Origin of the sequence: Mesorhizobium sp. LMG 17147 (assembly GCF_024297145.1) — a bacterium.
Lineage (GTDB): Bacteria > Pseudomonadota > Alphaproteobacteria > Rhizobiales > Rhizobiaceae > Mesorhizobium.
Genome location: NZ_JANCTC010000003.1, coordinates 338,796 through 357,854, shown reverse-complemented (window position 1 = coordinate 357,854; position 19,059 = coordinate 338,796). Strand labels below are relative to the sequence as shown.

17 protein-coding genes and 1 pseudogene are annotated in these 19,059 nt (G+C 62.5%); 10 read left to right on the top strand and 8 right to left on the bottom strand.

Annotated elements, in window-relative coordinates:
• Positions 1-8: 8 nt before the first annotated feature.
• Positions 9-1,844, bottom strand: coding sequence for a monovalent cation:proton antiporter-2 (CPA2) family protein (locus NMG46_RS09400; protein WP_254817391.1), 1,836 nt, complete (start codon positions 1,842-1,844; stop codon positions 9-11).
• Positions 1,845-2,072: 228 nt separating this feature from the next.
• On the opposite strand from NMG46_RS09400, the gene NMG46_RS09395 reads away from it, so the two are divergent.
• Positions 2,073-2,339 carry a hypothetical protein gene (locus NMG46_RS09395; RefSeq protein ID WP_254817390.1) on the top strand — a complete coding sequence of 89 codons (267 nt, stop codon included), beginning with the start codon at positions 2,073-2,075 and terminating at the stop codon, positions 2,337-2,339.
• A gap of 62 nt (positions 2,340-2,401) precedes the next feature.
• Here NMG46_RS09395 and NMG46_RS09390 read toward each other — a convergent pair whose 3' ends face one another.
• The 4 genes from NMG46_RS09390 to NMG46_RS09375 all read right to left on the bottom strand — a co-directional run bounded on the left by NMG46_RS09390 (position 2,402) and on the right by NMG46_RS09375 (position 6,179).
• A complete protein-coding gene (locus NMG46_RS09390; protein ID WP_254817389.1) occupies positions 2,402-2,956 on the bottom strand; it encodes a hypothetical protein in 555 nt (184 codons plus the stop codon).
• An 87-nt stretch (positions 2,957-3,043) separates the two neighbouring features.
• Entirely contained in the window at positions 3,044-4,138 is a 1,095-nt protein-coding gene (locus tag NMG46_RS09385) for a YcjF family protein (RefSeq protein WP_254817388.1), read from the bottom strand.
• Positions 4,135-5,613 (bottom strand): YcjX family protein, encoded by a 1,479-nt coding sequence (locus NMG46_RS09380; RefSeq protein ID WP_254817387.1) that lies wholly within the window; start codon positions 5,611-5,613, stop codon positions 4,135-4,137. Before NMG46_RS09380 ends, NMG46_RS09385 begins: the two co-directional genes overlap by 4 nt.
• A gap of 62 nt (positions 5,614-5,675) precedes the next feature.
• On the bottom strand, positions 5,676-6,179 hold the full coding sequence (locus tag NMG46_RS09375; protein WP_254817386.1) for a histidine phosphatase family protein: 504 nt from the start codon (positions 6,177-6,179) through the stop codon (positions 5,676-5,678).
• A 263-nt stretch (positions 6,180-6,442) separates the two neighbouring features.
• Here NMG46_RS09375 and dksA point away from each other — a divergent pair, with 263 nt between their 5' ends.
• A complete protein-coding gene (gene dksA, locus NMG46_RS09370) occupies positions 6,443-6,859 on the top strand; it encodes an RNA polymerase-binding protein DksA (protein ID WP_023674847.1) in 417 nt (138 codons plus the stop codon).
• An 82-nt stretch (positions 6,860-6,941) separates the two neighbouring features.
• Here dksA and NMG46_RS09365 read toward each other — a convergent pair whose 3' ends face one another.
• Positions 6,942-7,700, bottom strand: a complete 759-nt coding sequence (locus tag NMG46_RS09365; RefSeq protein WP_254817385.1) for a flagellar biosynthetic protein FliO — start codon at positions 7,698-7,700, stop codon at positions 6,942-6,944.
• Positions 7,701-7,890: 190 nt separating this feature from the next.
• Here NMG46_RS09365 and cckA point away from each other — a divergent pair, with 190 nt between their 5' ends.
• Positions 7,891-10,464: a cell cycle histidine kinase CckA gene (gene cckA / locus NMG46_RS09360; RefSeq protein WP_254817384.1), complete on the top strand. Its 2,574-nt coding sequence runs from the start codon at positions 7,891-7,893 to the stop codon at positions 10,462-10,464.
• Positions 10,465-10,547: 83 nt separating this feature from the next.
• The gene (locus NMG46_RS09355) at positions 10,548-11,258 is read left to right on the top strand and encodes a DeoD-type purine-nucleoside phosphorylase (RefSeq protein ID WP_254817383.1); all 711 of its coding nucleotides are present in this window, start codon (positions 10,548-10,550) and stop codon (positions 11,256-11,258) included.
• A gap of 50 nt (positions 11,259-11,308) precedes the next feature.
• Here NMG46_RS09355 and NMG46_RS09350 read toward each other — a convergent pair whose 3' ends face one another.
• Positions 11,309-11,704, bottom strand: a complete 396-nt coding sequence (locus NMG46_RS09350; RefSeq protein ID WP_023674851.1) for a hypothetical protein — start codon at positions 11,702-11,704, stop codon at positions 11,309-11,311.
• A 331-nt stretch (positions 11,705-12,035) separates the two neighbouring features.
• Between NMG46_RS09350 and urtA the strand changes: the two genes are divergently transcribed.
• From urtA to NMG46_RS09320, 6 genes and pseudogenes are all read left to right on the top strand, one after another.
• Entirely contained in the window at positions 12,036-13,316 is a 1,281-nt protein-coding gene (gene urtA / locus NMG46_RS09345) for an urea ABC transporter substrate-binding protein (RefSeq protein ID WP_254817404.1), read from the top strand.
• 101 nt (positions 13,317-13,417) lie between these two features.
• Positions 13,418-15,034, top strand: a complete 1,617-nt coding sequence (urtB, locus tag NMG46_RS09340) for an urea ABC transporter permease subunit UrtB (protein ID WP_254817382.1) — start codon at positions 13,418-13,420, stop codon at positions 15,032-15,034.
• A pseudogene (gene urtC, locus NMG46_RS09335) lies at positions 15,031-16,095 on the top strand (urea ABC transporter permease subunit UrtC); the annotation flags it as partial. The gene urtB and the pseudogene urtC, both read left to right, overlap by 4 nt.
• Positions 16,096-16,270: 175 nt before the next feature.
• Positions 16,271-17,017 carry an urea ABC transporter ATP-binding protein UrtD gene (urtD, locus tag NMG46_RS09330; protein WP_254817380.1) on the top strand — a complete coding sequence of 249 codons (747 nt, stop codon included), beginning with the start codon at positions 16,271-16,273 and terminating at the stop codon, positions 17,015-17,017.
• A 70-nt stretch (positions 17,018-17,087) separates the two neighbouring features.
• The gene (gene urtE, locus NMG46_RS09325; protein WP_254817379.1) at positions 17,088-17,783 is read left to right on the top strand and encodes an urea ABC transporter ATP-binding subunit UrtE; all 696 of its coding nucleotides are present in this window, start codon (positions 17,088-17,090) and stop codon (positions 17,781-17,783) included.
• Between the two features lie 208 nt (positions 17,784-17,991).
• Complete coding sequence (locus tag NMG46_RS09320) at positions 17,992-18,192, top strand: hypothetical protein (protein WP_023674857.1); 201 nt, start codon at positions 17,992-17,994, stop codon at positions 18,190-18,192.
• Positions 18,193-18,236: 44 nt separating this feature from the next.
• On the opposite strand, the gene NMG46_RS09315 is transcribed toward NMG46_RS09320, so the two are convergent.
• On the bottom strand, positions 18,237-19,043 hold the full coding sequence (locus tag NMG46_RS09315) for a DUF72 domain-containing protein (protein ID WP_254817378.1): 807 nt from the start codon (positions 19,041-19,043) through the stop codon (positions 18,237-18,239).
• Positions 19,044-19,059: the final 16 nt, after the last annotated feature.

Below are 19,059 nucleotides of genomic sequence, written 5' to 3'. Positions count from 1 at the left end.
TCCAAGGTTTAATCGGCCGGTTCGGATTTCTGCAGCACGCCGGCGGTCTCTTCGTTGAGCGCCTGGCCCGCGCGTCGTGGCGTGCTGAGCGGCGTCGGAATGGGGGTGCCGATATTGCCTTTGAGAAAGCGTCGCCCGGCGCGGATGCCTTCGGCCAGCTGAAGTTCGAAACGGGCAGCGTCGCGGCGACGGACATCCTCGATGACCTCGGCGACCTCTTCTGGGTCGACGCCAAGGGCTTCCAGTGTCGAGCCGCCGAAGACAAGCGCCGATTCGAAGGTCTCGCGGAGCTGATAGTCGACGCCGGCACGAATGAGCTGCAACGCCGTACCGCGGTCGAAAGCCCGTGCCAGCACCGTCAGCAAGGGAAATTCCGCCTTGATCAGTTCGGCGATGCGCACGGCGGCATCGGGCTTGTCGACGCAGATCAGCACTGCGCGTGCCCGCCCGGCTCCCGCGGCACGCAGGATGTCCAGCCGCGTGCCGTCGCCATAATAGACCTTGAAGCCGAAATCGGCTGCCGCCTGGATCATTTCGACCTCATTGTCGATGATCGATACGTCGATGCCGCGCAACAAAAGCGGCTGGCTGGCGATCTGGCCGAACCGGCCAAAGCCGATGATCAGCACGCTGCCGGTCAGGCCGTTGGCGACATCGACGCCTTCAAGCGACTGCTCGTCGCGCGGCGTCAGATACCGCAGGGCTATGATTGCCAACGGCGTCAGCACCATGGAAATGATGACGATAGCCGTCAGCATCGCATTGGCCTGGCTATCGATGATCCCGACCGCCGCCGCTGCGGAATAGAGGACGAAGGCGAATTCGCCGCCTTGCGCCATGAAGACCGCGCGCTCGAGCGCTTCCCGGTGGCCGGTTTTGAGGACGCGGGCAACGATATAGATGCCGATCGCCTTCATCATCATGTAGGCGACGACATAGATGGCAATGAGCTGCCAGTTGACGACGACCACATGCAGGTCAAGTGACATGCCGACGGCGAGGAAGAACAGCCCGAGCAGAATGCCGCGGAACGGTTCGATATCGGCCTCCAACTGGTGGCGGAAGGTCGATTCCGACAAGAGTACGCCGGCCAGGAAGGCGCCCATCGCCATCGACAGGCCGGAAAGCTGCATGGCGAGCGCCGATCCGAGAACGACCAGAAGGGCGGCTGCGGTCATCACCTCGCGGGCGCGCGCATCCGCCAGGATACGGAAGAACGGATTGAGCAGATAGCGTCCTGCAAGCACCAGCCCGACGATCGCGGCAAGGCCGATACCGACCTCCGTCAACCGATCCGACAGGCTCATATCGGCACCGCCCGGCGCGAGGAAGGCGATCAGCGCCAGCAGCGGCACGATGGCCAGGTCTTCCAAAAGCAGGACCGAAACGATGCGCTGGCCCTTTGGCGTGGCCAGCTCGCCGCGTTCTTCCAGCAATTGCATGACGATGGCCGTCGAGGTGAGCACGAAACCGGCGCCGGCGACGAAGGATTGCGCGATAGGAAAACCTCCCGCCAGCCCGACGCCGGTCAGCAGGACCGCGCAGACGCCGACCTGCAGCGCGCCAAGCCCGAAAATCTCGCGGCGCAGGCCCCACAGCCGTGACGGCTGCATCTCCAGTCCGATGATGAACAGGAACATGACGACGCCGAGTTCGGCGACATGAAGAATGGCTTCCGATTCGGAAAAGATGCGCAGCCCAAACGGGCCGATCACGACGCCGGCCGTCAAATAGCCGAGGATGGAGCCAAGTCCCATGCGCCTGAAGATCGGCACCGCAACGACGCCGGCGGCAAGCAGCGCCACCACCTGGATCAGATCGCTGTTCGATGCCTCTGCCGCCATGCCTGCCGTTCCGCTCTCTTGCAACAAGCGGCCAAGATAGGGGCTTCGGAGCGGATCGAACAGTGCGAATCCGGTGCGTCGTGGAAGCGATATTGCAGGCCCACTGCACAGGATAATGGGCCTCCGGGCGTTGCTTGTTCCAGCGATCCAGCGCTAAGGACGCCCGGCTTCGGCCAGTGGAGGGTGAGCGACGATCAAGTCGCGGCCCTTTTTGAGGAGATGACTGACATGAAGACGTTTTTGCTGGTTGCCGTTGGTATCGCGGCACTTGCCGGCTCCGCCTGTTCCAAGGCACCGGAGTGCACGACCGAGATGCTGACCAAGAAGGCTCAGGACATGACTGCAGCGCTTCAGGCTGCGATTACCAAGGATCCGGCCAAGGCAGCCGATCTAACAGCCAAGGTCCAGGCGGTCACAACCAACTATCCGGGTGGCACAACAGCGGCTGACGCCTGCAAGGCCTATGACGAGCTGACTGCGGCTATCAAAGGCTGAGCGTCCATTGCATGTCAACGAGGGCGGCGCCGTTTGGCTGCCGCCTTTTTCATGCCGGAGACTCAGTTCGGAGCGATGGAGCCAACTTCTACCTCATCGACCCGCTTCAACTTCATCCCGATGACCGGGACCAGTTGCTGGTCGACGCGCACGGCAACGGTCACCGTCATCGAATTGTCGTCTGGGACAAGTGCCTGCATAACGCCGCGCAACTGATTGCGATTGATGGTGAAAACCACCTTGTGCGCATCGACGACATTGCCACCGATAATGTCGAGGCCGGACCCGGCGGCGCCGCCCATGAAGCTGCCCTTGTAGCCCTGGCGGCCCTTGTGCTCGATCGTTGCCGACATCTGCTGGGTGAACATGCCGACCCGGCAGCCGCCGTCGAGCGACATGCCGACTTTGCCGTCAGGCGTCGAGCCGGTGAAGCTGCAGGTGAATTTCGTGCCCTTGTATTTGCCAGCGACGATTTCTCCGGGGCCGACCCATTTGCCTTCGACCGATCGAAAGAACTGCTTGTCCGGTTCCGCCCCCGTAGCCTTTCCGGCAATGCCGACGGTTGCGACAAGCGCGAGCGCCACGGGCAGCCCGCTGGACAGAATAACGCTTTTCATCGACGACACCCGGCAACAAAGAGACTGGTTTGGACGCTTCCGACCATGAACAAGATTGGTTAATGCTTTGTCACCCCAAGGCAATAGTCACGTTCCGGAAACGGATGTTTCTTTTTCTTTCTTTGCTGCAAAGGACGTCAGCGCGGAGAGGAAATCGCCTAATCCAGGCCGCCTGACCGCGTAAAAGGGCAGGGGCCTTGCGGTTTCCATCGCTGCAATGCCGATGCGCGCCGTCATCATGCCGTTGACGACGCCTTCGCCGAGCTTTGCCGACAGCCGGGCCGCAAGGCCGTGGCCGACGATCTGTTGGACGAAACTGTCGCCGACGGCGATCGACCCGGTGACCGCGAGATGGGCGAGAACGCTGCGCGCCAGGCGAAAGAAGCCGAGCGTGCCCGGGCGGCCGCCATAGAGCTCCGACAGCCGCCGAATCAGCCGGCCGGCTTCGAATACGACATAGGCGACGTCGACCAGCGCGCGCGGGCTGACCGCGGTCACCAGGGACACACGCTTTGCCGCCTCGAGGATCATCACCTTCGCGCGGGCGTCGAGCGGGCCGAGGATCTCGGTCTCGGCCAGGCGCACCAGATTGCCGCCGTCAATGATCTCGCCGCGCAATTCGGCCAGCGAGCGCCTGCCGGCCGCGGTTTCGGGCTTGGCCGAGACAAAGACCGACAACTCGTCGACCACGGCTCGGGCGGTCTTCGGATCGTCACGGGCAATCGCATCGAGCGCCCGCTTCTGCAACTTTTCGACCTCGGCAAGCCGGGCAATCGCCATGAACTCGCGCACGAGGATGATCAGAAGCGCCAGGATGGCGATCGCGGCCATGCCGGCGGCCAGCCAGCCCAGCCACTCGGCGCGCTCGAACAGGTCGCGAATCAGCTGGTCGGTCCAGAGGCCGACGGCGAGCGAAACCAGAACGCCCAGCGCGCCGAAGAACAGGCTGCCAAGCAGCGAACGTTTTCGCGGCGCAATCGCCGGCGGCGGCTCGGCAGCGACGATATCAGGCTCGTCGAAGACGTCGATCTCCGCCGGTGTGACCACGGCCAGATCCGCCTTCACGGAACGCGGCTTTCGCGCCGGCACGGCCTCGGACGCAGCATAGCGAGCCGTCGAATCTTCCTTCTGCTGGGGCTCCGCCTCGATGCGAAAGGCCGCCGGTCTGCGGGGCGCACTCATGCGAGATGATCTCCGATCAGGAACTGCAGCGCGCGGTCGAGCCTGATATGTGGCAGCGACAGCGTGACGCCCTCGGCGGTGCGCTCGAGCTTCGGCGGGCGAAAGCGCACGAAGCGGATTGCGGGGTCGTCATTGTTCTGCCGGCGGGTCGATTCGGAAACGTCGAACAAGGCATCAACTTTCTCCGGCAAGTCCCCGGGAAATATGGCTGTTTCGGTCTTTCCGTCAAAGGTTTCGCCGTTGATTTTTTCGCCACGCAATGGCGTGCCGATAATGACCGGCAAAGTCTCGCGGCCCTGCTTGACCGTGCCTTCACGGGTCGCGCGCATGGCCGCCATGGCGACGACGTCGACGTCGGCGCCGGTGAAATTCGCCCGCGCCACGGCGCGGTCGGCTAGCCGCCGCACGATGGCCTGCAGGCGGTCGTGGCTTTCGTGGTGCAGGTGGTCGGCCTTGGTCGCGGCCACCAATATGCGGTCGATGCGCCTCGAAAACAGATCGGTCAGGAAGTTGCCCCGGCCGGGCCGGAAACAGGACAGGATTTCGGTGACCGCGCGCTCCAGATCGGCCATCGCGCCGGGGCCCGCATTCAATGCCTGCAATGCGTCGATGAGCACGATCTGGCGGTCGAGACGCGTGATGTGTTCGCGAAAGAACGGTTTAACGACATGCGTCTTGTAAGCCTCGTAGCGCCGCTCCATCATAGCCTGCAGCGATCCCGAGCGGGAGCGCCGGCCGTCCAGATTCGGCAGCGGCGCGAAGGTGAGAGCGGGCGAGCCTTCAAGATCGCCGGGCATCAGAAAGCGGCCGGGCGGCAAGGTCGAAAGCGCCCGCTCATCGAGCTTGCAGGCCTTGAGATAGGCCGCGAAGCTCTCGGCGAGACGGCGCGCCGTCATCTCGTCGGCGTCGGCGTTGGGGTCGACCGGATTGGAGAGCGCCCGCCATTCCCGCGAAAGATCGACACGCACCGGCAACACGGCCATCTCGAAGGCCTCACGCGAAAAATCGGCGTAGGACTTGCCCAGCAGCGGCAGGTCGAGCAGCCATTCGCCGGGATAATCGACGATGTCGACCGACAATTTGCCGGCGGAAAACATGCGGCTCCAGCCAGAGGCCGATTCGTATTCGATGGTGAGCCTCAGTTCGGAAATCGCACGCGTCGAATCCGGCCAGACGCGCTCGTCGACAAGAGCCGCGATGTGATCCTCGTACTGGAAGCGTGGTACGGCGTCGTCCGGCTGCTCTTCGAGAAAAGCCCGGGCGATGCGCCCCGATTTTTGTGCCTCAAACAGCGGCAAGCGTCCGCCATGGACCAGATTGTGCACAAGGGCCGAGATGAACACCGTCTTGCCAGCGCGGGACAGCCCGGTCACGCCAAGCCGCAGCGACGGAGCGAAAAGCCCGGCAGCGCGGCCTGACAACGTATCCAAGGCAATCTTGGCCTCGTCGGTAAAAGTCGTCAGCGATGATGCCAAATCTGTTCTCGCGGGCCGGTCAGGCTCCGATATAGGCTTTGATGCGCGGCTTTGAAATGGCCTCAGATATCGGCGGGCGTCAGGAAGGCTTCGAGATAGCCGGTGCCTGGCGCAGCCTCGGCAAGTCCGCCGTTGAACCGGACCACCGCAAGTGCGGAGGTCGGGAAGCCGTGGTTCAGCATGGCCCGGGCGGTCTCGTTGCCGTCGCCTGAGAGCGCCATGGCGAGATCCTCAATCATCGGATTGTGGCCGATGACGAGCAAGGCATCCAGCCCGCCATTCTGCCGGATGGCAGTGAGGTATGCGGCGGCATCGTCGCTGTAGAGGGTGTCACAGAACAGCACCCGGCCCGTGTTGGTATGGCCAGCCAAGCTTTCCAGCGTCTGGCGGGCGCGCTTGGCGCTTGAGCAAAGGGTGAGGGCCGGTGCGTATTTGCGGGAACACATCAGCACGCCCATCGCTTCGGCGTCGGCCAAGCCGGATGCATCGAGCGGGCGGTCGAAGTCAGTCACGCCAGGCAGCGCCCAGCCGGCCTTCGCATGCCTCAGCAGGTAAAGTCTTGTCACGGAACCCCCGATATGTCGGGTACCGACCGGTCAAATGCGGCCGCAGGAATTAGCCATCAGAAGCGCTTCGCGCGCAATTGCCGATGCCCCCTCAAGCATAATGAATCATGCGCGAATTCGGGCGTGCCGTTCATGCGAATGATGTCGCCAATGTCCGTTTGTCCCACATAAACAAATGCGTGAAACTGTCGTCGATTGCGCTTGTGCAGTTTTCGGTCCGCGAATATATAGGCGCCAAATTTGGGGTTTGTTGGGTGAGTCGAATGAACGACATCGTTACCGCCGATTACGTACCCTCCGAAGACGAGCCGTTCATGAACGAGCGGCAGAAATCCTACTTTCGCATGAAGCTCGTCACCTGGAAGAACGACATCTTGCGCGAAGCGCGCGAAACTCTCGAAATCCTGCAGCAGGAAAACGCCAACCACCCCGACCTCGCCGATCGCGCCTCCTCCGAAACCGACCGCGCCATCGAACTTCGCGCCCGCGATCGCCAGCGAAAACTCATCTCCAAGATCGATTCGGCCCTCCAGCGCCTTGACGAAGGCACTTACGGTTACTGCGAGGAGACGGGCGAGCCGATCGCGCTGAAGCGGCTCGACGCGCGCCCGATCGCCACCTTGTCGATCGAGGCACAGGAGCGCCATGAGCGGCGCGAGAAGGTCTACCGCGACGACTGAGCCGGCGGGAAAAACACGGCATCGGTAAAGCGTTGAAAATGGCCGGTTTTCCGGCCATTTTCATTGGCCGTTCGCTATCGCCCTATCTTTTCTGATTGGACAATTCGCCGAGGAGCTTCGTCATCTCGTCGTCGAGAGAGGGCGATGCCTTCGCCACCGGCTTGCTCGCCGTTTGGCTGAAGCGTGGCTCGTCGAGGGAAACCTCCAGCTCCTTCATTAGCGCATCGTCGATCGACTCATGCTGTGCCGGCGGCTCGTATCTTGCCGGGGAGTCCGGTCTTGCCGGCTGCGGCGCATGCCGCGAGGCATTGGCATTGACGGATCCATAACTTGGCAACGGTGTGACGTTCGATGCCGGTTTCGGCGCCGGCGTAGGCGCCGGCATTGTTGCCGCCATCGTCGCCGTCTGGCGGGCTCGGACAGGGGGTGCGGCCGCGCTTGCCGGCTGCGGCGGCGCTTGCCTCGCCGGCGCGGCTGTGGTCTGAGCCGGCCTTGCTGCCGGCTGGTGGCTGCTGTCTCCGGTCAATGCCGGGCGGCGCAGCGCCGAGAGCTTGATGTCGCGCTCGACGACGACGTCGGTCGGACCACCGATCAAGAGCAGGTGCTCGATATCGTCGCGGCGCACCAGCACCAGCCGCCGGTGACTGTCGACCGCTGTGGCATCCATGACAGCCAGCCGCGTCTTGCGGTTCCTGCCGCCGGCGACGAATGTTCCGAATGTCAGGCTGCGGACCAGCCTGATGATAAGAAGAATGATGAGCAGCAGGACAAGTACTGCAAACGTCCATAGGATTGCTGCGGCATAACCAGGACCCGCCACGCCATCCAGCCATTGCAGCATTGGTTCCCCCAAAATCAGCTTTCGAAGAGAGGCGACACTAGACTGTTGCGGCAGGCCACCGCAAGTTGCCTTTCACGCTTCGTGAACAGCTCGAAACCGGGAGCCTTTTTAGCGGACATCTGCCGCCGGGCCTTTTCCCGACCCTGAGAATATGATTCAACCGACACCGGAATTCACGAGCAGGGGGCACATGGCCAAGGAAGCGCGCGGCGATTTCTATCCGGTACCTATCGTCGACCAGAACACGCGACCGGGCGCGGTCACCCGGCTCATCGTTTTCATCGTCGTCCTGACAGGGGCAGCGATCGTCTTCGGCCTTTTCCGCGAGCGACTTGGCGATCCATTCCTGCTCGGCATGCTTGGCGTGCTGGCGATGATCGGCGTCGGCTTTCTATTCGCCACTGCGATTGGCTTCGTGCATATCACGCCGCGCTCGACAAGCGACGAACTGTCGAAAGCTTTCGTCGATTCGATGTCACAAGGTCTCCTGGTCACCGACACCAAAGGCCGTATCATCTACGCCAACCAGACCTATGCCGATATGACAGGTGCCGAGTCGGCCGCCGACATCAAGACGGTCGAAGGTTTGCTTTCAGACGTTCCCGAGGCCTCGGTGACCATATACCGGCTGGCGTCGGGCCTGCGCGACGGCCAGCCGGGCGACGGCGAGTTTCGGCTTGCGCAGTCCATTCGGCCAGGCGCCGAACCGGGCGCGCGCTGGTACCGCGTCCGGGCCCGCGCGTTCAGCGTTCCAGGCCAGCGGCTGCCGATGCTTGCCTGGCAGCTTGCCGATATCTCGCAGGAACGGGCCGAGCAGGAGCGGTTCTTTCTCGACCTGCAAAAGGCGATCGATCACCTCGACCACGCGCCGGCCGGTTTCTTTTCGGCCGACCAGGAAGGCCGCGTCACCTATATCAACGCGACCCTTGCGGAGTGGCTGGGCATCGACCTGGCCAGCTTCACTCCCGGCGCCATCACGCTGCCGGAGATCGTCGCCGGCGACGGCATGGCGCTGGTCCGTTCGGTCAAGGCCGACGCTGGTACCACGCGCAATGCCGTTATCGACCTCGATCTGACGACGATGACCGGCGAGGCGCTGCCGGTGCGCTTCATGCATCGTGTCTCGGCCAGCCGAGAGGGGCTCAACGGCCCGACTCGCACCATCGTGCTCAACCGGACGCAAGGCGAGGACGCTTCGGCCGACCTCCGTGCATCGGAAATACGCTTCACGCGGTTCTTCAACTCGACGCCGATGGCGATAGCCGGCGTCGATCATGCCGGCCGCATCCTGCGCACCAATGCGCCGTTCCTGTCGCTGTTTTCCTCGGTCGTCGACCGCGACGCGGTCGATCGGCGTGTGCGGCTGGATACGGTGATCCACGAGCGCGACCGGCCGGCTTTCGCCGCGGCCTTTGAAAAGGCACGCCAGCAACAGGCTGACATCGAGCCGATCGATACGGTGCTGCCCGGCAATGAGGAGCGCCACATACGCTTCTACGTCAATGCGGTCGCTGACGGCACCGGCGGCGAGGGCGCCGAGGAATCGGCCATCGTCTATGCCGTCGAGACCACCGAGCAAAAGGCCCTCGAGGGCCAGATGGCGCAGAGCCAGAAAATGCAGGCGGTCGGCCAACTCGCCGGCGGCATCGCGCATGATTTCAACAATGTGCTGACCGCCATCATCATGGCCTCGGACCTGCTGTTGACCAACCACCGGCCGTCCGATCCGTCATTCCCGGACATCATGAACATCAAGCAGAACGCCAACCGGGCGGCCTCGCTGGTGCGGCAGTTGCTGGCCTTCTCGCGCAAGCAGACGCTGCGGCCGGAGGTGCTCAACCTGACTGACGTGCTCGCCGATCTAAGAATGCTGCTTGCCCGGCTGGTCGGCAACGACATCAAGCTCAAGATCGACCATGGCCGCGACCTGTGGCCGGTCAGGGTCGATATCGGGCAGTTCGAGCAAGTGGTAGTCAATCTGGCGGTCAATGCGCGCGATGCGATGCCGGCCGGCGGCGAACTCACCGTACGTACCCGCAACGTCAGCGCCGGGGAATGCAAGACCTTTTCCTATCGCGAACTTACACCGGCCGACTATGTGCTGGTCGAGGTCGAGGACAGCGGCAGCGGCATCGCGCCTGATGTGCTGAAAAAGATCTTCGAGCCCTTCTTCACGACAAAGGAGGTTGGCAAGGGAACCGGCCTCGGCCTGTCCATGGTCTATGGTATCATCAAGCAGACAGGCGGCTTCATCTTCTGCGATTCCGAAGTCGGCAAGGGATCCGTGTTCCGCATCTTCCTGCCGCGGCACATTGCGGAGGCAAGGAAGGCGGGCGAGGCTGGAGAGGCGCCGGCCGCACCTACCAGGATCGCCGACTCAGCCAAGGACCTGTCGGGCTCGGCCACGGTGCTGCTGGTCGAGGACGAGGACGCCGTGCGCATGGGCGGCATGCGGGCGCTGAAATCGCGCGGCTACACCGTCCACGAGGCGTCGTCCGGCGTCGAGGCGCTTGAGGTCTACGAAGCGCTCGGCGGCAAGGTCGACGTCGTGGTGTCGGACGTGGTGATGCCGGAAATGGACGGCCCGACGCTGCTCGGCGAATTGCGCAAACGGCAGCCCGACATCAAGTTCATCTTCGTGTCCGGCTATGCCGAAGACGCGTTCGCCAAGAACTTGGCGGCCGACGCGCATTTCGGCTTCTTGCCGAAGCCGTTTTCGCTCAAGCAATTGGCCACGATCGTAAAGGACATGCTGGAATCCTGACCCTTCCAACGCTCCGCTTGCGCAATGTCGTGAGACTGCCATGATTGCAGGCGAAACGGGCGACGGGTTTTGGAAAGCATGCCGTGACGCCACACAACGAAGCTAGCAAAGGCGACTACGCAAGCACGGTGCTGCTGCCGGGCGACCCGCAGCGCGCTGAATGGATGGCGGAAACCTTTCTGGAAGCGCCGCGCTGCGTCAACCGCCGCCGCGGCGCGCTCGGCTTTACCGGGCTGTTTCGCGGCAAACCTGTCAGCATCCAATCCACCGGCATCGGCGTCTCTTCGTTCCTGGTCTATGTGCATGAGCTGCTGGACTTCTATGGTGCGAAAACACTGATCCGCACTGGTACCTGCGGTGGCCTGACCGCCGAGATGGCGCTGCGCAGCCTGGTGATCGCGCAATCGGTGCGTGGCGAAAATGCGGAGAGCGGCCAGGTTTTTGGACTCTATCGTGCCGATGCCGGCCCCGATCCGGCATTGTTGACCCAGGCATTGGCCCGAGCTTCGGAACTCGGCATCGACCATCGGGCCGGGCTGACCATTTGCAGCGATATTTTCTATCATCCGCTGGGGCGCGAACGCTTTGCCGAAGCACAGGCACAGGGCGCGCTCGCCGTGGACATGGAAACCAGCGCACTCTACCGCATTGCGGCCGATTTCGGCGCTCGGGCGCTGTCGATCCTGACCGTCGTCGACAACGTGGCAACCGGCGAGCAGACCGACTATTCCGAACGCCAGGGGCTTTTCACCGATATGACCCGGCTGGCGCTCGATCTGGCGGCGGAGAGCTAGGCGGCTTTTGTGCTTCGGAGTACGGAACCTCGCCAGGTTCCGTACTTTTTTCAACGCTTCGTGCAGGTCGAGGCGGTAAAGGCGCCGTCTGGCTGCTTCATGATGATGTCGAAGGACGGGGTGGTTCCGCTTTCCAGCGTCGCCTGCGTAAGCGAGATCGAGTTGCCGCCACTGGTATAGCCACCCAGCGGACCCAGCCAGGTGATCACGCCGTCTGCATCCATCTGGTAATTGTAGCTCTGCGGCGCGATGCCGAAGCTCACAGGACCGCTATAGACGTTTCCCTTGATGGTGATGTCGCCGAGGCTGAGGAACATGCCAAGCAGATAGACTTCGCAATGATAGGACCCGTCCGGCAGCTTGCCGTCGCTGAAGCCGGCGCGCGCTACGGTCGTCGCCGCCAGCAGAAGCATGGCGGTGAAAATGCAAGAAGCTCTGAAGGCCATTTGATCGCTCGTTAAAGGGGTTCAAACTTGCCCATTTCGCCGCGGCGCTGCAATCCTCGCCAGGGCTCATATGATGCTGCTCAAAATTCAGGCATTGGCCTATATGTGAGCAAAACTTAGGCTGATATGGGTGATCCTTTCTCGTTTCGAAGATAGCAGGCGAGGTTCATCTCCTGCAGCTAATACATTAACCGACTGATAGAGCTGGAAAATCTCAAATCCTCCGACCTTGCTCCGGTGATTGGCACAGCCGTTGCATGGTCTGTCCCGATGCAGTTAACCAGCTTGGGAGTTTAAAAGTATGAGGGGCAGTTTCTCGACAATAGCAAAAATGTTTTCGGCCGGCGTGGTCACCGCCGGCCTGCTGATGAGCGTTCCCGCCAAGGCGGCCGACGACACCATCAAGGTCGGCATCCTCCATTCGCTGTCGGGAACCATGGCGATCTCGGAGACAACGCTGAAGGACGCCATGCTGATGCTCATCGAAGAGCAGAATGCCAAGGGCGGCCTGCTCGGCAAGAAGCTCGAGGCGGTGGTCGTCGATCCGGCTTCCAACTGGCCGCTGTTCGCCGAAAAGGCGCGCGAGCTGATCTCGAAGGACAAGGTCGCCGCGGTGTTCGGCTGCTGGACGTCGGTGTCGCGCAAATCGGTGCTGCCGGTGTTCAGCGAGCTCGACAACATCCTGTTCTACCCGGTCCAGTATGAGGGTGAGGAAAGCGAGCGCAACGTGTTCTACACCGGTGCGGCGCCGAACCAGCAGGCCATTCCGGCCGTCGATTATCTGATGAGCGAGGATGGCGGTTCGGTGAAGCGCTGGGTGCTCGAAGGCACCGACTACGTTTACCCGCGCACCACCAACAAGATCCTCGAGGCCTATCTGAAGGCGAAGGGCGTTGCCGCCGAAGACATCATGGTCAACTATACGCCGTTCGGCTTCTCCGACTGGCAGACCGAAGTCTCGGCGATCAAGAAGTTCGGCTCGGCCGGCAAGAAGACCGCCGTCGTCTCGACCGTCAATGGCGACGCCAACGTGCCGTTCTACAAGGAGCTCGGCAACCAGGGCATCAAGGCTGAGGACATCCCGGTCATGGCCTTCTCGGTCGGCGAGGAAGAGCTTGCCGGTCTGGACACTGCGCCGCTGGTCGGCCATCTCGCCGCCTGGAACTATTTCGAAAGCGTCGATACGCCCGAGAACGCGAAGTTCATCGCCGACTGGCACAAGTTCATCAAGAACGACAAGCGCACCACCAACGATCCGATGGAAGCCCACTATATCGGCTTCAACATGTGGGTGAAGGCGGTCGAGAAGGCCGGCACCACCGATCCGGACAAGGTCATCGACGCCATGGTCGGCGTCTCGGTGCCGAACCTGACCGGCGGTTATTCAACCATGATGCCGAACCATCACATCACCAAGCCGGTGCTGATCGGCGAAATCCAGGCCGACGGCCAGTTCGAAACCGTCTCGCAGACGCCGGGCCTGGTAATGGGCGACGAGTGGTCCGACTACCTGCCTGACTCCAAGGACCTGATCTCCGATTGGCGCGCGCCTCTGTCCTGCGGCAACTTCAATGTCGCCACAGGCAAATGCGGCGGCAAGGGAACCAACTGATCCTCCCGGTCTGTCTTCCCAGACCGCAAAAGCCTCCGGGCGGGCTCGTCCTCCAGCCTGCCCGGAGGCGACATTCAACCTCCAAGAGCCACCAGAAACCGATGATCCTGATCCGCGCGATTGGCCTGATGCTGCTCCTCCTTCTGGGAATGCTGCTGCCGTCGAACGCCAGCGAATCCGATCTGCGCGCGGTCGTCGCCAAACTCGCCACCGCCTCCAATTTTTCAGCGATCGAAGCCGTCGTGCGCGAGCTTGCGGCAACCGGCGACACAGCCGTCGAACGGCCGCTTGCCGCGCTTGCGGAGGGCAGCCTTTACGTCCGCAAGGCCGATTCAGTAGTCTTTGTCGGCAAGGAGAGCGGCGACAGCATCGAACTGCTCGATGCGCTCACCGGCGAAAAGTCTGGCGAAGCAGCCAAGGCCGACATCACCAAGATCAAGGTCAACAACACGCTGCGCCGCGTCATCCGCGACGCGCTGGGCACGCTGACGCTCGGCTCCAAGGATCCGGCGGTGCGCATTGCCGCCGCCGACACCATGTTCAAGACGCCGGACGCGGCAAACATCGAGCCGCTCGACACCGCGATCGCCAATGAGAGCGCGGCAGGCGTCAGGGCGCTGCTCGAACAGGCCCGTGCCGCATCGGTTCTCGTTTCCGACAGGCCGGAGGCCGACAAACTGGCGGCGATCGCGCTCATCGGTGCGCGCGGCGACCGTGATGCGGTGTCGCTGCTCACGTCGGTGGAGGCCAGTTCCGAAGGTGCGGTGAAGGACGCGGCGACTGCGGCGATATCCAACATCAATTCGACGCTGGCGCTGTGGGATGCCGGCCAGAATATCTGGTACGGCATATCGCTCGGATCGGTGCTGCTGCTGGCGGCGATCGGCCTTGCCATCACTTTCGGCGTCATGGGCGTCATCAACATGGCGCATGGCGAGATGGTCATGCTGGGCGCCTACACGACCTTCGTCGTGCAGGAGGTTATCCGCAATTCCTTTCCCGGCCTGTTCGACTGGTCGCTGGTCATCGCCCTGCCGCTGGCCTTCCTGGTGGCGGCGCTCGTCGGCCTTATCATAGAGCGCGGGCTGATCCGCTTCCTCTATGGCCGGCCGTTGGAGACCCTGCTAGCGACATGGGGTGTCTCGCTGATCCTGCAGCAGGCCGTGCGCACCATCTTCGGGCCGACCAACCAGGAGGTCGGCAACCCATCCTGGATGTCAGGTTCGTTCGCGATCGGCCAGCTTTCGGTCACCTGGAACCGGCTCTGGATCCTGGCTTTTGCGCTCGGCGTCTTCGCTGTGCTGCTTTACGTGATGAAACGCACGCCCTGGGGGCTGCAGATGCGTGCCGTCACGGCCAATCGCCGGATGGCCGCCTCTATGGGCATCAGGACGCCGTGGGTCGATGCCCTGACCTTTGCATTGGGGTCCGGCATTGCCGGCATCGCCGGCGTCGCGCTCAGCCAGATCGACAATGTCTCGCCCAATCTCGGCCGCGGCTACATCATCGACAGCTTCATGGTCGTCGTCTTCGGCGGCGTCGGCAATCTCTGGGGCACGCTGGTCGGCGCCTTCTCGCTCGGCATTGTCAACAAATTCCTCGAACCGTATGCCGGAGCGGTGCTCGGCAAGATCGTCGTTCTGGTGCTGATCATCCTGTTCATCCAGAAACGCCCGCGCGGCCTGTTCGCGCTCAAGGGCAGGTCGGTGGAAGCATGATCACGCGACGCTTCTTTGCCGCCGGCGCCGACCGCCGCGTCGCCATCACCATCTTCATCCTGCTGGCGGTTGCGATCGTCGTGCCGCTGCTCAATCTTGCGGTCTCGCCGACAAGTGCGTTTTACGTGCCGTCCTATATCGTCGCGCTCACCGGCAAATATCTCTGCTATGCGCTGCTCGCCTTGGCCCTCGATCTCGTCTGGGGCTATTGCGGCATCCTCTCGCTCGGCCACGGCGCCTTCTTCGCACTCGGCGGCTATGCGATGGGCATGTATCTGATGCGCCAGATCGGCTCGCGCGGCGTCTACGGCAATCCGCTGCTGCCGGACTTCATGGTGTTCCTGAACTACAAGGAACTGCCGTGGTTCTGGTACGGTTTCGACCATTTCTGGTTTGCCGCAATCATGGTGTTTGCAGTACCCGGCCTGCTCGCCTTCGTCTTCGGCTGGTTTGCCTTCCGCAGTCGCGTCACCGGCGTCTATCTGTCGATCATCACCCAGGCGATGACCTATGCGCTGCTGCTTGCCTTTTTCCGAAACGACATGGGTTTCGGCGGCAATAACGGCCTGACCGACTTCAAGGATATTCTAGGCTTCAACGTGCAGGCCGACATGACACGCTCGGCGCTGTTCGCGGCCAGCGCCGTCATGCTGGCGTCTGCCGTCTTCGTCACCTGGGCAATCGTCGGTTCCAAATACGGCAAGCTTTTGATGGCGGTGCGCGACGCCGAAAGCCGCACGCGCTTTCTCGGCTGGCGGGCGGAGAACGTCAAACTGTTCGCCTTCACCGTGTCGGCGGTGATGGCCGGCATCGCCGGTGCGCTTTACGTACCGCAGGTCGGCATCATCAACCCTGGCGAATTCGAGCCGTCCAATTCGATCGAGGTGGTGGTGTGGGCGGCCGTCGGCGGGCGCGGCACCATCGTCGGGCCGATCATCGGCGCGCTTTTGGTCAATGCCGGTAAATCCTGGTTCACCGGCGTGCTGCCTGAATTCTGGTTGTTTGCGCTGGGCGGACTGTTTGTCGCCGTCACGCTGTTCCTGCCCAAGGGCATCATCGGCATGTGGGATTCCTGGCGCGGCAACGCCAAGACGTTGCGGGCGGCCTCGGTTGCCGAGGAAGCCGGGATCGATCCCGATGCGCAGGTGCCGCCGAAAACCGACCGTTCGGCGGCGAGAAGGCCGGGCGACTGGTCGGCCTCCAGCGCCGAACCGCAGCCGGCGGAGTGATGGTCTGATGTCGAAGAGCAACACCATCCTCTATCTCGACGGCGTTTCGGTTTCCTTTGACGGTTTTCGCGCCATCAACAACCTTTCGCTGGTGCTCGACAAAGGCGAGATGCGGGCGATCATCGGCCCCAACGGCGCCGGAAAGACGACGATGATGGACATCGTCACCGGCAAGACGCGGCCCGATGCGGGCGAGGTTTTCTTCAACGGTGAGGTCGACCTGACCAAACACGACGAGGCCGAAATCGCCATGATGGGCATCGGCCGTAAATTCCAGAAGCCGACCGTCTTCGAAAGCCACACGATCGAGGACAATCTGATGCTGGCGCTGAATGGCCCGCGCTCGATCTTCCCGGCACTGTTCCATCGTCGCTCGGCCGCGGAAGTGCGGCAGATCGACGACATCCTCGGTATCATCCGGCTTGGCGACAAGCGCGACGAACTCGCCGCCAATCTGAGCCACGGCCAAAAGCAATGGCTCGAGATCGGCATGCTTCTGGCGCAGGATCCGCTGCTGCTGCTGGTCGACGAACCGGTTGCCGGCATGACCGACGCCGAGACCGAGGAAACCGCGCGGCTGCTCAGGGATATCGCGCGCGACCATTCGGTCATCGTCGTCGAGCACGACATGCATTTCGTGCGCGAGCTCGGCGTCAAGGTTACCTGCCTGCACGAAGGCTCGGTTCTTTCCGAGGGCAGCCTCGACTTCGTTTCGGCCGACGAGCGCGTCGTCGAAGTCTACCTGGGGAGATGATCATGGTCTGGCGCGTTCCGTTCCATCATTTCGACCTTTCGTTCTTCACGCGTTGGAGAAAGCGCTGACCATGCTCGAAGTCTCCAATGCCACGCTGCATTACGGCGCCGCTCAGGCGCTGCGCGGCGTCTCGCTGACAGCCGGCGCCGGCAAGATCACCTGCGTGCTCGGTCGCAACGGCGTCGGCAAGACCAGTTTGATGAGATCGATCGTCGGCCATCATCGGCTGACGAGCGGAAGCGTTGCCTTCGAGGGGAAGGCGCTCGACCGGAGCGCGGCGTATGATCGCGCCCGGTCGGGCATCGCATTCGTGCCGCAGGGCAGGGAGATATTTCCGCTGCTTACGGTGCGGGAAAACCTCGAATCGGGCTTCGCGCCGCTGAAGCGCGCCGACCGCAACATTCCCGGTCACGTCTTCGAATTATTTCCGGTGCTGAAGCAGATGCTCGTGCGTCGCGGCGGTGACCTTTCCGGCGGCCAGCAGCAGCAGCTTGCCATCGGCAGGGCGCTGGTGATGCGGCCGAAACTGCTGGTGCTCGACGAGCCGACCGAAGGCATTCAGCCGTCGATCATCAAGGATATTGGCCGCGCCATCCGCTATCTGCGCGACCAGGCCGGTATCGCCGTGCTTTTGGTCGAACAGTATCTCGACTTCTGCCGGGAATTGGCCGACGAGGTCAACATCATGGACCGTGGCCAGATCGTTCATACCGGCCCGGCCGAGGATCTCGACCGGGCGGACGTCCGCAAATTCCTGACCGTCTGAATTCTTATTGATTCTATTACTTTGCAACTCTGGCGCGCTGCAGATTGCGTGCTAGATTTTGCTTGGCCTTGGTGAGTCGGCCGCTTTCCGTACCAGTTTCAACTTGGCAGATCAGGAGAAGGCGTCGGCACGCTTGCGCGCAAGCCGTTCCCTTCCAGCGATCTGTTGTCGTCCAACATTTCGGGTGCTTGGGAGCCAGGGCCAGTCTATGGAGCGCTATGTCGAGGACTACCAGAAACGACGGCTCACGGAGCGCGTCGACATCCTGACAGCCATCAACATTCTGAAATCGCAGGGGTATGACCACGACGAACTCATCGCGGAGATCACCAAGGTCTTCTATGTCGATCTCGATGCTTTCAATGAGATCGTCAGGGTTGATCGGCGTCCGGACGAACGCGCCGCATAGCCGGTAGTTTAGGACCAAGCCAGGCGGACCACCGACCGCGGGCATCAGCCTGCGACCCGCTTCATCAGGGCGATGGCGCCGAATGGAGCGCGGACCTTGCCCTCCGTGATGAAGTAGACGAACACATCGCGTGGCTTGACCGGCGCGTCGGTTGAAGGATCGGCGCGCGACAGGTCGGCCGGCACCTTGCCTTCCGCCCAGGTTTTTGCGCGCGCCGCCCATTCGTCGAGCGCCTTTGGCGTGTAACAATCGGGATTGTCGTCGCTGCCGGTCTGCAGCCGCGCATAGATAAAATCGCCGGTAACGTCGGCAATCCCCGGATATTTGGCGTGGTCGGCATAGACGATGGCGGCTTTGTGCTTTCGCGCCAAGGCGGCGAACTCCGGCACGACGAAGCTGTCGTTGCGCACCTCGACCGCGTGGCGCAGCGCAACGCCGTCCTGCTTTTCCGGCAACAGCTTGAGGAAGGCCTCGAAATCGTCCGGGTCGAATTTCTTGGTCGGCGCGAACTGCCACAGGATCGGCCCGAGCTTGTCGCCAAGTGCGGCGACGCCCGACCCGAGGAAGCGCATGATCGATTCCCCGGCCTCGCCGAGCACGCGGCGGTTGGTGACAAAGCGGTTGCCCTTCAGCGAATAGACGAAACCATCCGGCACCTCGTTGGCCCATTTGACGAAGGTCGGCTCCTTGAAGCTCGAATAATAGGTGCCGTTGACCTCGATGGTGGGCACCTGCCGGCTGGCATAATGCAGTTGCTTGGCCTTCGACAATTTGTCCGGGTAGAAGGACGTGTCCCACGGCTCGAAGGTCCAGCCGCCCATGCCGGCGCGGATTGTTCCTGATTGAGTCATGGTCGTCCTCCCGGTT